This is a genomic window from Apibacter sp. B3706, assembly GCF_011082725.1.
Taxonomy (GTDB): domain Bacteria; phylum Bacteroidota; class Bacteroidia; order Flavobacteriales; family Weeksellaceae; genus Apibacter.
Window position 1 is genome coordinate 1,528,452 of the sequence record NZ_CP049715.1, and the last position, 13,130, is coordinate 1,541,581.

General features: G+C 31.7%; 14 protein-coding genes. 11 read left to right on the plus strand and 3 right to left on the minus strand.

Annotation, left to right across the window (positions count from 1 at the left end):
• Position 1 precedes the first annotated feature (1 nt).
• The 4 genes from G8C41_RS06810 (at position 2) to G8C41_RS06825 (ending at position 2,793) form a co-directional block, all read left to right on the plus strand.
• Positions 2-751 carry an RNA methyltransferase gene (locus G8C41_RS06810; protein ID WP_166006863.1) on the plus strand — a complete coding sequence of 250 codons (750 nt, stop codon included), beginning with the start codon at positions 2-4 and terminating at the stop codon, positions 749-751.
• Positions 748-1,518: a Kdo domain containing protein gene (locus tag G8C41_RS06815; protein WP_166006865.1), complete on the plus strand. Its 771-nt coding sequence runs from the start codon at positions 748-750 to the stop codon at positions 1,516-1,518. Before G8C41_RS06810 ends, G8C41_RS06815 begins: the two co-directional genes overlap by 4 nt.
• A gap of 104 nt (positions 1,519-1,622) precedes the next feature.
• Complete coding sequence (locus G8C41_RS06820) at positions 1,623-2,189, plus strand: cob(I)yrinic acid a,c-diamide adenosyltransferase (RefSeq protein WP_166006867.1); 567 nt, start codon at positions 1,623-1,625, stop codon at positions 2,187-2,189.
• Entirely contained in the window at positions 2,155-2,793 is a 639-nt protein-coding gene (locus G8C41_RS06825) for a thiamine diphosphokinase (RefSeq protein WP_255466924.1), read from the plus strand. The genes G8C41_RS06820 and G8C41_RS06825 overlap by 35 nt, the downstream gene beginning before the upstream one ends.
• Before the next feature lie 167 nt (positions 2,794-2,960).
• Here the strand turns inward: G8C41_RS06825 and ffh are convergent, their stop codons facing one another.
• On the minus strand, positions 2,961-4,307 hold the full coding sequence (gene ffh / locus G8C41_RS06830) for a signal recognition particle protein (protein WP_160557323.1): 1,347 nt from the start codon (positions 4,305-4,307) through the stop codon (positions 2,961-2,963).
• 208 nt (positions 4,308-4,515) lie between these two features.
• On the opposite strand from ffh, the gene G8C41_RS06835 reads away from it, so the two are divergent.
• Positions 4,516-5,442, plus strand: coding sequence for a manganese-dependent inorganic pyrophosphatase (locus G8C41_RS06835; protein WP_166006869.1), 927 nt, complete (start codon positions 4,516-4,518; stop codon positions 5,440-5,442).
• 112 nt (positions 5,443-5,554) lie between these two features.
• On the opposite strand, the gene G8C41_RS06840 is transcribed toward G8C41_RS06835, so the two are convergent.
• Both G8C41_RS06840 and G8C41_RS06845 read right to left on the minus strand, forming a co-directional pair.
• Complete coding sequence (locus tag G8C41_RS06840) at positions 5,555-6,010, minus strand: DinB family protein (protein WP_166006871.1); 456 nt, start codon at positions 6,008-6,010, stop codon at positions 5,555-5,557.
• Between the two features lie 31 nt (positions 6,011-6,041).
• The gene (locus tag G8C41_RS06845) at positions 6,042-6,707 is read right to left on the minus strand and encodes an HAD family hydrolase (RefSeq protein ID WP_160542606.1); all 666 of its coding nucleotides are present in this window, start codon (positions 6,705-6,707) and stop codon (positions 6,042-6,044) included.
• Between the two features lie 298 nt (positions 6,708-7,005).
• On the opposite strand from G8C41_RS06845, the gene G8C41_RS06850 reads away from it, so the two are divergent.
• From G8C41_RS06850 to G8C41_RS06875, 6 genes are all read left to right on the plus strand, one after another.
• A complete protein-coding gene (locus G8C41_RS06850) occupies positions 7,006-8,256 on the plus strand; it encodes a CinA family nicotinamide mononucleotide deamidase-related protein (protein WP_166006873.1) in 1,251 nt (416 codons plus the stop codon).
• A gap of 62 nt (positions 8,257-8,318) precedes the next feature.
• A complete protein-coding gene (locus G8C41_RS06855; protein ID WP_166006875.1) occupies positions 8,319-9,272 on the plus strand; it encodes an aldo/keto reductase in 954 nt (317 codons plus the stop codon).
• Between the two features lie 200 nt (positions 9,273-9,472).
• Positions 9,473-10,735 (plus strand): cation:proton antiporter, encoded by a 1,263-nt coding sequence (locus G8C41_RS06860; protein ID WP_105297211.1) that lies wholly within the window; start codon positions 9,473-9,475, stop codon positions 10,733-10,735.
• Positions 10,736-11,063: 328 nt separating this feature from the next.
• The gene (locus G8C41_RS06865) at positions 11,064-11,324 is read left to right on the plus strand and encodes a GlsB/YeaQ/YmgE family stress response membrane protein (protein WP_221411721.1); all 261 of its coding nucleotides are present in this window, start codon (positions 11,064-11,066) and stop codon (positions 11,322-11,324) included.
• Positions 11,325-11,337: 13 nt separating this feature from the next.
• On the plus strand, positions 11,338-11,571 hold the full coding sequence (locus G8C41_RS06870) for a hypothetical protein (protein ID WP_105297212.1): 234 nt from the start codon (positions 11,338-11,340) through the stop codon (positions 11,569-11,571).
• A 196-nt stretch (positions 11,572-11,767) separates the two neighbouring features.
• A complete protein-coding gene (locus G8C41_RS06875; protein WP_160567654.1) occupies positions 11,768-13,126 on the plus strand; it encodes an MATE family efflux transporter in 1,359 nt (452 codons plus the stop codon).
• The last annotated feature ends 4 nt before the right edge of the window (positions 13,127-13,130 follow it).

The following is a 13,130-nucleotide window of genomic DNA, read 5'->3' on the forward strand; positions in this document are numbered from 1 at the left end:
TATGTTGTCTGCAAGTAAAATTAAACTTATTCAGTCGCTTTCAAAAAAAAAGTATAGACAAAAATATAACTTATTTGTTGTTGAGGGTATAAAAAGCATTAAAGAATTCTGCTTTTCGCAGTTTTCTGTAAAAAACATTTACAGTACGGTTCCCATTTCTTTTTTAGATGAAAATCAATATCAGATGATCAGTTTCGAAGAATTAAAGAAGATTAGTTTTCTAACTACTCCTCACGATGCATTAGCAATATTGGAAATACCTCAAAACTCAAATAATTCATATAGCGGAATACAGTTAGTATTGGATGAAATACAAGATCCGGGAAATCTGGGAACGATTATACGTCTTGCAGACTGGTATGGGATTAAACAGATTTTGTGCAGTAAAGGAACTACTGATGCCTATAATCCCAAAGCAGTTCAATCTGCAATGGGATCGTTAAGCAGAGTAAACGTTGTATATACAGACATCGCTGAAATATTGACAAATTCCAATATACCGGTTATGGGTACAGATATGAAAGGTGAAAATTTATATACAACGGATTTACCCGAAAATTTTTATGTGGTTATGGGTAATGAAGGAAATGGCGTTTCAGATGAAATAAAATCTCTGTGTACTCATACTCTAACAATCCCCAGATTCGGCTTAGAACAAAAAACAGAAAGTTTAAATGTCGCCATGTCTACCGGAATAATTTTAAGTGAATTTTACTCGAGAGCTGCAAAATTAAAAGGGAATATAAAATGAAATGGAATTCGTATATATCTAAAAAATATCGTAACGATACGGACATATTAAATGAAATAATCGAAAATTTTGATTCTTTAGGTGAGATTATATTTCAAGAACGGAACACTTTACGTAAAATACCTCATCCTGTACTGGGAAACTTAGCGGTAAAATCTTTTAAAAAGCCTCATCTTCTCAATCAACTTGTTTATGCTAATTTTAGAAAATCTAAAGCCCATCGTTCTTATTTTCATGCTGAAATTTTAACTTCTAAGGGTATAAACACACCGGAACCGATTGGTTTTTTTGAAGAGATTCATACTTTTAAAATTAAAAGATCTTTTTATTTTTCAAAGTATTCTGAGTACGATTTTACTTTTAGGGAACTCATTGAAAAAAGAAATAGTTTTGATGATTGGGAATTAATACTGAAAGAATTTGTTTCATTTGTTTTTTCTATTCATGAAAATCATATCTTATTTAAAGACCTTTCACCGGGAAATGTACTCATAAAAAATGATCACGAAAAAAACGTATATTGTTTTTCATTAATCGATTTAAATCGGATGAGTTTTCAATCTTTATCTTTAGATCAAAGGCTTCAAAATTTTATTAGATTATCCTTAACGGATGAAATGATCCCTATCATTGCAAAAGAATATGCCAAATACAGCCATGAAAATGTTAATTTTATCAGGGAACAATTGCTTAAAAAAAATAATAAATTCATTGAAAAGAAGGAAAGAAAGAAAAAGATAAAGAAACTGTTGGGTAAAAATGTTTAGCATCTTTTAGTCCCGTTTTTATTTAAATTAACTTTACTATTAAAAATTTCAAAGATTCAATTTTTAAACTTTTTCATATTTACAAGTAACAAAAAGATATTTTAATGAAAATATATACGAAAAGAGGTGACGACGGAACTACGGGTTTGTATGGCGGAAAACGTGTATCTAAGAATTCCATTCGCGTTCAATCCTATGGCGAAATAGATGAATTAAATTCTTATATCGGTTTGCTAAGAAGCTATGGTTCTCTTAAAAATATTGATGAACAATTAAAAATTATACAAAATTTACTATTTACTATCGGTGCTGAATTAGCTACTCCTTCAGATAAAATGTATTCTCCAAATGGAAAATCAAAAATATCTTGCTTACTTTCTGAAGAAAAAATAATTTTATTGGAGCAATGGATTGACGAAATAAGCAAAACCCTCCCTCCTTTAAAGCAATTTATTCTTCCGGCAGGAAATGTATCTTCTTCTACTGCACATGTTGCAAGAACCGTATGCAGAAGATCAGAAAGAACTATAGTCACCTTAGGTGAAATTGAAGATATAAGACCCATAATTCAAAAATTTATAAATCGTTTGTCTGATTATTTGTTTGTTCTTGCGCGATATTTTGCACATTTAGCAAATGAAATTGAAGAACCTTGGAATCCCAATGAATAAAGCATTACTTTTTTTAAACGGAAAAAAACCTACAATTTTACCTGAAAATTTAGATTCATATTCCATTATTACGTGTACAGACGGGGCGTACAGCAGATATGTAAAAAATTTACCTTTTACAATTAATTATATTTCAGGAGATCTGGATAGTGTACAAGTATCGACTATTCCGACGTCTATTCCAATTATTGAAACTCCGGATCAAAACAAAACTGATTTTCATAAGGCTTTAGAATTATTGCTGGATAAAGGTATACATGACGTGGATGTTTACGGTGGAAGTGGAAGAGAAAGCGATCATTTCATTGGAAACTTATCTACAGCACTATTTTTTAAAAATAAACTCCGCATTACATTTTACGATGATTATTCAAAATTCTTTTTCTCGGGTAAATCAACTAAAATTAATGACGCAAAAGGTAAAACCATTTCCTTAATCCCTTTTTTTGAGGCAAAAAATATTTGTACGAAAGGTTTACAATATCCCTTATCCAATGAAACTCTTATATTTCCGCAACGATTGGGTACGCGCAATGTGGCTGTAGAAAATGAAGTTGTTGTCACCTACGGTGAGGGCGAACTGTTGATCTATATCAGCCGATAAACTTTTTTGCTAAAAAAATTAGTTAAGTCTTGAGGTTTTAACGATATAGATGCTTGAAATAACATCTAATGGTTAAATAATTTATGATTAACTAGTTAACCGTTATAATCATTATTAATGATTCTTTAAAAAGTTTATCTTTTATTTAAACAATATGGATATCTTATTTAAAAAGGTTTTCCTCCCGACATTTGTTTTGCCATTGCTTGCATCATCATCCTTCCTTGCGGAGTTTGCATCATCTTCATCATTTTGCTCATCTGTTCAAATTGTTTTAACAGCTGATTGATATCCTGTATGGATCTACCGCTTCCTTTAGCTATTCTATTTTTTCGAGATGTAGTTATAATAGCCGGATTTCTTCTTTCTTCAGGAGTCATGGAATAAATTAAAGCTTCAATATGCTTGAAAGCATCGTCATCAATATTAATATCTTTTAATGCTTTACCTGCACCCGGTATCATTCCTAGCAAATCTTTCATATTTCCCATTCTCTTAATCTGCTTAATTTGATTAAGGAAATCGTCAAATCCGAATTGATTTTTCGCTATCTTTTTCTGTAATTTACGTGCTTCTTCTTCGTCAAATTGTTCTTGGGCTCTTTCTACTAATGATACCACATCTCCCATCCCTAAGATACGATCAGCCATACGCGAAGGATAGAAAATATCCAGCGCTTCCATTTTTTCTCCGGTGGAAATAAATTTAATTGGTTTTTCAACCACAGTACGTATAGTTAAAGCAGCACCTCCTCGAGTATCACCGTCTAATTTGGTTAATACTACTCCATCATAATTCAATACATCATTAAAAGCTTTGGCTGTATTTACCGCATCTTGTCCGGTCATGGAATCCACTACAAACAAAGTTTCATTTGGACTGACTTTTTGATGAACATTTCTGATTTCATTCATCATACTTTCATCAATCGCCAAACGTCCTGCAGTATCAATTATAACAACATTAAATTTATTTTGTTTAGCATATTCTATGGCATGACCGGAAATATCAACCGGATTTTTACTTTCCGGTTCTGTGTATACTTCTACTCCAATTTGATCTCCTAAAACTTTTAATTGATCAATTGCAGCCGGACGATATACGTCACAGGCAACTAACAGAACTTTTTTTTGTTTTTTAGTTTTAAGATAATTAGCTAATTTTCCCGAAAAGGTAGTTTTACCGGAACCTTGTAAACCCGCAATTAAGATAACGGTAGGATTCCCCGACAAATTTACTCCAACATTTTCTCCTCCCATTAGATCGGCCAACTCATCATGTACAATCTTCACCATTAGCTGACCCGGCGTAACGGAAGTAAGCACATTTTGACCTAAGGCTTTCTCCTGAATCCTTTTAGTCAAATCTTTGGCTACTTTATAACTAACGTCTGCATCCACTAAAGCTCTTCTTATTTCTTTAACGGTTTCAGCAACATTAATCTCCGTGATCTTTCCTCTCCCGCTGATGTTATGTAATGCCTTATCTAATTTATCTTGTAAATTCTGAAACATATTCGGTACTTATATACTATTATACTATTTATACTAACTGCAAAAATAGTAAAGTTTTACTTAATTTAAAAATATGTATTTCAGTAATTAGAAAGCGCCTTTCTTTGCTAAAAAAGTTTAAAAATGTATATTTGCTTTTATATTAAATTAAATAAAAAAGACATCGTGTTTATATACATGATTAAAAAATTTTCAAATTTTAGCTAACATGAATAAAATTTTAATTACTGGGCATCAAAATCCTGATACGGATACCATTACCTCTGCTATTTCATTTTCTTACCTACAAAATGCCTTAGGTAAAAATACAGAGGCAGTCGCTTTAGGTACTCCTAATGAAGAAACCCAATTTGCCCTGAATTATTTTAAGATACAAGCGCCTAGAGTTATTTCTAGAGCTTCCGATGAAACGAAAGAAATTATTTTGGTAGATCACAATGAATTCCAACAATCGGTTGCAGATATTGAAGAATTGACCATTTTAGCTGTTATAGATCACCATCGTATCGCTAATTTTCATACTTCTGTTCCTCTCTATTATCGCGCTGAACCTGTGGGATGTACTCAAACTATTATTTCAAAAATTTATAAAGAAAATTCCATTGAAATCCCCGCTGCTATCGCAGGTCTTATGGTATCAGGGATTATTTCCGATACTTTATTATTTAAATCTCCTACTTGCACACAAGAAGATATTGATGCGGCTCATGAATTAGCAAAAATTGCCGGTATTGAGGTTGAAAAATATGGGCTTGATCTTCTTAAAGCAGGAACCAATCTTTCCAACAAATCTGCCGAAGAATTACTATCTCTGGATGCCAAATCTTTCGAAGTAAACGGAAAAAAGGTACGGGTTGCTCAAGTTAACACAATTGATTATGATGATGTATTTTCTAATAAATCCAATATAGAGGCTGCTATAACCGACCAAATTAATAAAGAAGGTTATGATCTTTTTTTACTTGTAGTGACTAATGTGTTGGATAGTGATTCAAAAATTTTAGCTATGGGTAATGCTGCTCAAGCTTCAGAAAAGGCTTTTGGAATACGACTTGAAAACGGCGAAGCTTTCCTTAAAGGGGTGGTTTCCCGTAAAAAACAGATTATTCCCCAAATAACTGAAGCATTATCCTAGATTCATCCATATTCTTAATTTTTTAGAAGCCAAGCACTTTATTTAAAAGTGCTTGGTTTTTTCATTTTACAGTTAACACTAAAGGTTGCTAACTTATTTCAAAAAAAATATTTTACACTAATTTTTTCATACTTGACACTATTCCGTAGTGTAATGCTTCATGGGTATTGTTAAAATTTATCGCATCTTCAACAGAAGAAATCACAATGCCCATTTTTGTTTCAAATTCAGTATAAGATTCAAATCTTTTTTCATTAAAATCTTCTTCCAGTTGTTCAGCGGTGATAATTAGCTTACTTTTTAAGTAGTCAATTTCATCTTCTGTAATTACAAATCTGGGAAAAGTACCATTTTGATAGTTTTCAATCCAGTCATTGGTTATCAGCGGATTTAAACCTGACATTTTATAATGAAGAATTTGTTGAGAAACCAAGGTATGGGCAACATTCCAAAAAATATTATTTTTAAATCCTTCAGGAATTTTCTGTAATTGCTCTAAACTTAAATCGTCAATCTCTTGTACTAAGGATTTACGGTATATTTTAAAAATTTCAAATTGTTTTTTCACCTCAAAAAGAATTTTAACAAAAGTATTAAAGTTATTTAACTAAACCAATGGCCCTAATCGTATCGGAATCTAAATTAGAAAAATCATTTATTATTTGATCCGCAGTAGACAAATCTTGATCACCGGAGGCTTCACTTTTATAACCTATACAAAATATACCGGCCCTATTGGCGGCAATAACGCCATTAGTCGAATCTTCAATGACAATACAGTTTTCTTTTGGTTGTCCTGATAATTTTACAGCTTCTAAAAATATAGCAGGATCGGGTTTTGATTTTGGAAAATCTTCTCCACTCACAATATGTTTAAAATAAGGAAACAATCCAAAACGATCAAAAATTTTAGTTAAGGTTACACGAGCCGAAGAAGTAGCCAAAAGTAATTGAAAATTATCTTTATATAAACTTTCGATAAGATTTCTTACACCCGGCAATAAATCTAGATCTTCATCTTCTTGAAAAATTTTATTAAAAATATTTCTTTTTTGTTGAACCAATTCCTCAACCTCTTGTTTCAAACCATATTTTTGTTTCAAATTTTGATATAAATTACGGGTAGATAATCCTCTGAACGTATCATATTCTTCCTGAGATATATCCAATCCTATAGAATGAAAATGTTTTTTAAATGACAATTCATGAATAGGCTCAGTATCTACTATTACCCCATCCATATCAAAGATAACTGTGTTTATCATAAGTTTATTTTATCTACGATTGCAGTGTAGGTTTTAATTCTGATATTTTTTAATTATTCTCAATAAAATTTGATTTATTTAAAAAATTGTGAATTTAAAGGCTCAAATTTAAGAAATATTGTGTCTACTATGCAGCCGTTACTAATATTCTAAATTTGGAATGAACCTCTACTTTATATAAATTAATTGTAAAATTTTACACTATTTCTGAAATTTCATTTTTTTAAAATTTTTAACTCATGAAATTAACACAAATATCCTGTATAATTATCTAAATTTGATATTTAAATTTATATATATGAAAGCGTGTATTATCGTTATTGGAGATGAAATTCTTTCCGGAAGAACTCTGGATACCAATTCTAATTTCATTGCTAAAAAACTAGATCTTACAGGGGTTTCGGTCACAGAAATTTTGACAATTTCCGACAACCCCGATTCTATAGTTACTAAATTAAAAGAAGCCTTCGCATCTGATACTAATTTTATAATAACAACCGGGGGACTGGGACCTACTAAAGATGATAAAACCAAACAAACTTTAGCAGAATTTTTATCTGATCGATTAGTTATCAATCAACCTGCTTTGGATTACATCACTCAGTTGTACTGTACAAATGGTCGAACGATGAATGATTTAACCCGCAAACAAGCTCTTGTACCATCACATTCGGAAGTTATAATTAATAGATATGGTACAGCTCCTATCTTGTGGACAAAAAAATCAAATAAGATTTTAATCAATCTTCCGGATGTTCCCTATGAGACCCAAGCTATGTTTGAAGAATTTATTATTCCAAAAATAAAAAAAGAATTTAAGCTTCCCTTTATTGTAAGGCGTTCTGTTATTGTTGTAGATTATCTTGAAAGCGAGTTAGCCATAACGTTAACGGATTGGGAAAACAATTTACCTGACTTTGTGTCTTTGTCTTACTTGCCTTCGGGGGCTAGGATTGAACTTAGATTGAGTGCAAAGGGAACTGATAAAAAACTTCTTGAAGAAACAATTACTAAAGAAATAAAAAAACTATCTCAAATTTTACATGAGAAATTACTCTCAACTACTACTACCAATATAATTGAAATTATTGCCGATTTTTTTTCAAAAAATAATCTTACTTTATCCGTCGCTGAAAGCATTACCGGTGGAAACATATCTCATAAAATCACTTCCTTAGCGGGAAGTTCTGTTTATTATAAAGGAGGAATTACGGCTTACAGCTCTTTAATTAAGGAGAGCGTTTTAAAAATACCCGAACCTTTTATTCATACTCATAAAGTGGTTAGTGAAGAAGTAGCTAAAGAAATGGCAATCCGGTGTGCAAAGTTATTTAATTCAGATGTTGCAATATCTACTACAGGCGTTGCCGGTCCAAGTTCTGATGAATTTAACGATCCGGTAGGTTTAGCTTATATAGGTTTATATGTTCATGGTAACACCTTTGTAAAAAAATATTATTATCCTCATGTTACCAGAGATGAAATGATTACTCGAATAACTAACAAAGCATTGGAATTTATTTATTTTGAAATGATTGAAAACAAATAAAAGTTGACCTACGCATTTGGTATAATTTTAGATTTTAGGTAGAGATAACAAATCATCAAATTATGAAAAAAAGAAAATTAGGTCCGACTGATCTTGAGGTTTATCCATTTGCTTTTGGGGGCAATGTATTTGGTTGGACTGCCAATGAAAACACTTCTTTTGAATTATTAGATCAATATACCGAATTAGGATTTAACTTTATTGATACTGCAGATGTATATTCTGCATGGGTTCCCGGCAATAAAGGCGGAGAATCAGAAACCATCATTGGAAAATGGATGCATCAAAAAGGGACTAGAGATAAACTTGTTATTGCAACTAAAGTAGGGGCAGAAATTGACAGTACACATAAAGGGTTGAAAAAATCATATATTCTCTCAGAAGTTGAGGAATCACTAAAACGTCTTCAAACCGATTATATAGATTTATATTTCACTCATTTTGATGATCCCGACACTCCCATAGAAGAAGTATTGGACGCCTATCAGCAATTAATAAAAGAGGGTAAAATACGTTACATAGGGGTTTCCAATATGTCTCCTGAGAGAATTGTAAAATCATTGGAAATAAGTAAATCTAATAATCTACCTTCTTATTCCGTTTTACAGCCTGAATATAATCTGTATGATCGACAACCGTATGAAAGGGACTATGAACCAATTGCCGAAAAATACCAATTAGGTGTCATGACTTACTATTCTTTGGCAAGTGGTTTTTTAACCGGAAAATATCATTCGGAAGCGGATTTAAATAAAAGTAAAAGAGGCGACAGCTTAAAGAAATATTTAAACGACAGAGGCTTACGAATTATAAAAACTTTAGAGGATGTTGCCGCACGAAATACAGCTACCCCGGCTCAGGTTGCTATCGCATGGATCATTCAAAGACCGAGTATTACTACTCCTATAGCCAGTGCTTCTAAATTGGGACAATTGGATATATTAAAAGCGGTAGACCTAAATTTATCTCAAGATGATATTAATGATTTAGACATTGCCAGTAAGGTAACTTCATAACGACAAGCGCTCAAATAATATAAAAAAAGTATTCATCCCCTTGAATACTTTTTTTCCTTTTATAAGATAATTTAATTAATATAATCTGTTTTTATAATATAAATATAAAATTTTTCTGTCTTTTAAGCAGGTGATGAAATTTGATTTTATTTTTTCTCTGATATTATTTATTATCTTTGCAAAAAATTTTATTCAATTTCATGGAATTATACTACTCATTTTCAATCCTTATTATTTTAGCTGCTATTTTTTCATACATTAATGTAAGGTTTTTAAAATTCCCTTCTACCATCGGAATAATGATCATTGCGTTAATTATGTCAATTATTTTAGTTCTTTTAGGTAGTTTAACCTCTAAACCTTTAAATGATATTGCCTCATTAATTAAAGAATTTGATTTTACCGAAATTTTGATGGGGTGTATGTTGAATTTCCTGCTATTTGCCGGAGCTATACATATCAATATGTCGGATCTAAAGGAACAAAGGCTTCCCGTAATAATATTTTCTACTTTAGGAGTTATAATATCTGCCATCGTCGTGGGCGTAGGCCTTTATTATACATCCAATTATCTTCTTCCTCTTATAAATGTACATACTGAAATACCTTTAATATATTGTTTACTTTTTGGTGCTTTAATTTCTCCGACAGATCCGATTGCGGTATTGAGTATATTAAAACAAGCCAATGTTTCTAAGTCTTTAGAAACAAAAATTGCCGGTGAATCTCTTCTTAATGACGGGGTAGCTGTGGTATTGTTTGCCGTATTAGCTAATCTTGCTTATAATCCCGTTGTAGTTGCCACCGGACGAATGGATTTATCGTTTGCCCATATTTTTGATTTATTTCTTAGAGAAGCGGTAGGCGGACTGCTATTAGGGGCTGCTCTTGGATATCTTGCCGCTTATGCAATACGAACTTCACATGATTATAAAGTTTCGGTTTTAATTACCCTAGCGGTAGTTATGGGAGGATATCTTATTGCAAGTTCTTTGCATACGTCTGCTCCTCTTGCTATGGTGGGTGCGGGATTGATAATAGGAGAATCCAGACGAAGATTGGGTACTAGTAAAAAAAGCAGTGTGGGTACTTTCTGGGAATTAATCGATGAGGTTATGAATGCAATTTTATTCCTTTTTATGGGATTCCAACTTTTACTTATCGATGATCTAATTCATTACTGGCTACTAGGTATTATATGCATTATAATTGTTTTATTCGCCAGATTTATTTCTATTAAAATTCCAACAATGATTATTCCTTTTAAGGAAAAATTCAGCAAAGGAACTATTGCCGTTTTAGTATGGGGTGGCTTACGCGGCGGGGTCTCCATCGCATTGGCTCTTTCAGTTCCTGAAAGTGACTATAAAGAAACTATTATAGCCGTTACTTATGTGGTGGTGGTTTTCTCAATCTTAGTTCAAGGATTGACTGTTGGAAAAGTCGCAAAAGACATTCAGTAAATTACTGCATCGTAACTATTTTTAATAGTAATAAAAATAATGATAGTATCTGCAATAAATAATACTTGCAGATACTATTTTCGTTTAAACGCCGATTTAATTTCAATTGGTACTTCAATTTTGTTCAATTTATAAATTGCTGCAACTTCACTTTTTATACTTATTTTTAACATACGCCAATTTAAATGGAGTATATTAAAATACAACTTTGGTTTACTTATTAAATGATATGGTAATGGCATATTTATTGTTTAAATCATAAAGAACTACAAGATTATTACACTTCCTTCAGAATTGAAATAATAGTAAACTCTAAAAAATTTTATAAATGGAAGGATTGGGTATTTTATGGTCTATAATTATTGGAATTATAGCCGGTTTTATTGCAGGTAGAATTATGCGAGGCAGTGGATTTGGAATGTTAGTTAATTTGCTTGTTGGATTAGTAGGAAGTATATTGGGAGGATGGATCTATAGTTTATTGGGCTTTTCCAGTGGAGGTAAATTAGGAATGTTACTAATGTCTGTAATTGGTTCTGTGGTCCTTCTATGGATAATATCATTATTTAGAACAAAAAAACCTTATTAAATTATAATATGTTATGAAAAAAGTATTATTGGGTACAATCTTGGGTGCTGCTCTAGGTTATGTTGCCAGAAAAATGCAAGAAGATGGATTTCTAGATCAAGTTTCTGATGAGATAAGTAAATTTACATCCAAAACCAAAAAAAATTTTAGCAATATAGTCGATGTTGGTAAAAATGAGGCTGAGTATTTAAAAGATCGAGCGAAAAAATACGGAGAAAAAGGAGAAAGCTTTATACACGAAGAGTAATAAGAGTAAGCATTAATAAGTAAGTAATAAATTGAATACATGTAAATAGCAGCTAATTAGCTGCTATTTTGTTTACCTGTCGAAATATTCTATATTTACATTTTAAATAGTATACTAGTAATTTTACTACCTTTATATTGTATGCTTTTTTACTTCATTTTAGATTTAAAATATTCATAATTAAGATAAATAAAATATGAAAGTAACAGGTACACCTATTGAATTAGGTACTGAAAATATTGGAAAACTTTTAAAACAATATGCTATTCCTGCTATTATAGCCATGATTGCTTCCTCTCTCTATAATATTACGGACAGCATTTTTATAGGACATGGTGTAGGACCTTTAGCAATTTCCGGATTAGCCATTACTTTTCCGCTTATGAATCTTGCAGCAGCTTTTGGCTCGTTAGTTGGTGCAGGTGCTGCTACCTTACTTTCCGTTCGTTTGGGACAAAAAGATTATACCACAGCCAACAGCATTTTAGGTAATGTGTTCATCATGAACTTATTTATTGGTATTTCGTTTACCATTATTTCCTTATTGTTTTTAGATCCGATATTATATTTTTTCGGTGCGAGTGAAAAGACCCTTCCCTATGCTCATGATTTTATGGTTATTATACTTTCAGGAAATGTAATCACTCACATGTATCTTGGATTAAACTCCATGTTACGTTCTTCCGGAAAACCCAGACAGTCCATGTATGCGACCATATTTACCGTACTTATAAATTTAGTTTTAAATCCTTTATTCATTTTCGTTTTTAATTGGGGAATTCGTGGGAGCGCCATTGCTACGGTAATTTCTCAAACTTCAGTATTAATTTGGCAGATTTATCTGTTTTGCGACAAAAATAATTTTATCCATATACAGAAAGGAATTTTTAAATTAAATAAATATATCGTTAAAGATTCTCTATCTATTGGTATGTCGCCGTTTTTAATGAACGCAGCTGCCTCGGTTATTGTTATAATTATTAACCAGGGACTTTTAAAATATGGTGGAGATCTTGCCGTTGGTGCTTACGGAATTGTAAATAGGATTGCGTTTTTATTTGTAACCATAGTATTGGGATTAAATCAAGGTATGCAACCTATAGCCGGTTATAATTTTGGAGCAAAACTTTATCCCAGAGTAACACAGGTTTTGAAAAAAACAATTTTAGGAGCTACTTTGGTCATGTGTACCGGCTTCCTTATAGTTGAATCTGTGCCTCATGCGGTTGCTTCTATTTTTACAACCGATAAAGAGTTAATTGATATTGCCTCCTTAGGATTACGCATGGTATTTATTTGTTATCCGATTGTAGGTTTTCAAATTGTTACTTCTACCTTTTTCCAAAGTATCGGAATGGCTCAAAAAGCTATAATTTTATCTCTCACTCGTCAAATACTATTTTTAATTCCTTTTTTATTAATTCTACCTAAATTTTTCGGCATTGCAGGAATATGGTTGAGTATGCCCTTAGCTGATTTTTTTGCTACTATTTTGGCTGCCATTATGCTTTATAAACAATACAAAGAATTTAATAGATATAATCCTGAAAACTAATTTA

Coding starts and splice junctions, on each gene's coding strand:
- G8C41_RS06855 (WP_166006875.1), top strand. CDS start 8,319: ATGAAAAAAAGAAAATTAGGTCCGACTGATCTTGAGGTTTATCCATTT.
- G8C41_RS06870 (WP_105297212.1), top strand. CDS start 11,338: ATGAAAAAAGTATTATTGGGTACAATCTTGGGTGCTGCTCTAGGTTAT.
- G8C41_RS06810 (WP_166006863.1), top strand. CDS start 2: ATGTTGTCTGCAAGTAAAATTAAACTTATTCAGTCGCTTTCAAAAAAA.
- G8C41_RS06820 (WP_166006867.1), top strand. CDS start 1,623: ATGAAAATATATACGAAAAGAGGTGACGACGGAACTACGGGTTTGTAT.
- ffh (WP_160557323.1), bottom strand. CDS start 4,307: ATGTTTCAGAATTTACAAGATAAATTAGATAAGGCATTACATAACATC.
- G8C41_RS06875 (WP_160567654.1), top strand. CDS start 11,768: ATGAAAGTAACAGGTACACCTATTGAATTAGGTACTGAAAATATTGGA.
- G8C41_RS06815 (WP_166006865.1), top strand. CDS start 748: ATGAAATGGAATTCGTATATATCTAAAAAATATCGTAACGATACGGAC.
- G8C41_RS06860 (WP_105297211.1), top strand. CDS start 9,473: ATGGAATTATACTACTCATTTTCAATCCTTATTATTTTAGCTGCTATT.
- G8C41_RS06865 (WP_221411721.1), top strand. CDS start 11,064: ATGGAAGGATTGGGTATTTTATGGTCTATAATTATTGGAATTATAGCC.
- G8C41_RS06845 (WP_160542606.1), bottom strand. CDS start 6,707: ATGATAAACACAGTTATCTTTGATATGGATGGGGTAATAGTAGATACT.
- G8C41_RS06850 (WP_166006873.1), top strand. CDS start 7,006: ATGAAAGCGTGTATTATCGTTATTGGAGATGAAATTCTTTCCGGAAGA.
- G8C41_RS06825 (WP_255466924.1), top strand. CDS start 2,155: ATGAAATTGAAGAACCTTGGAATCCCAATGAATAAAGCATTACTTTTT.
- G8C41_RS06835 (WP_166006869.1), top strand. CDS start 4,516: ATGAATAAAATTTTAATTACTGGGCATCAAAATCCTGATACGGATACC.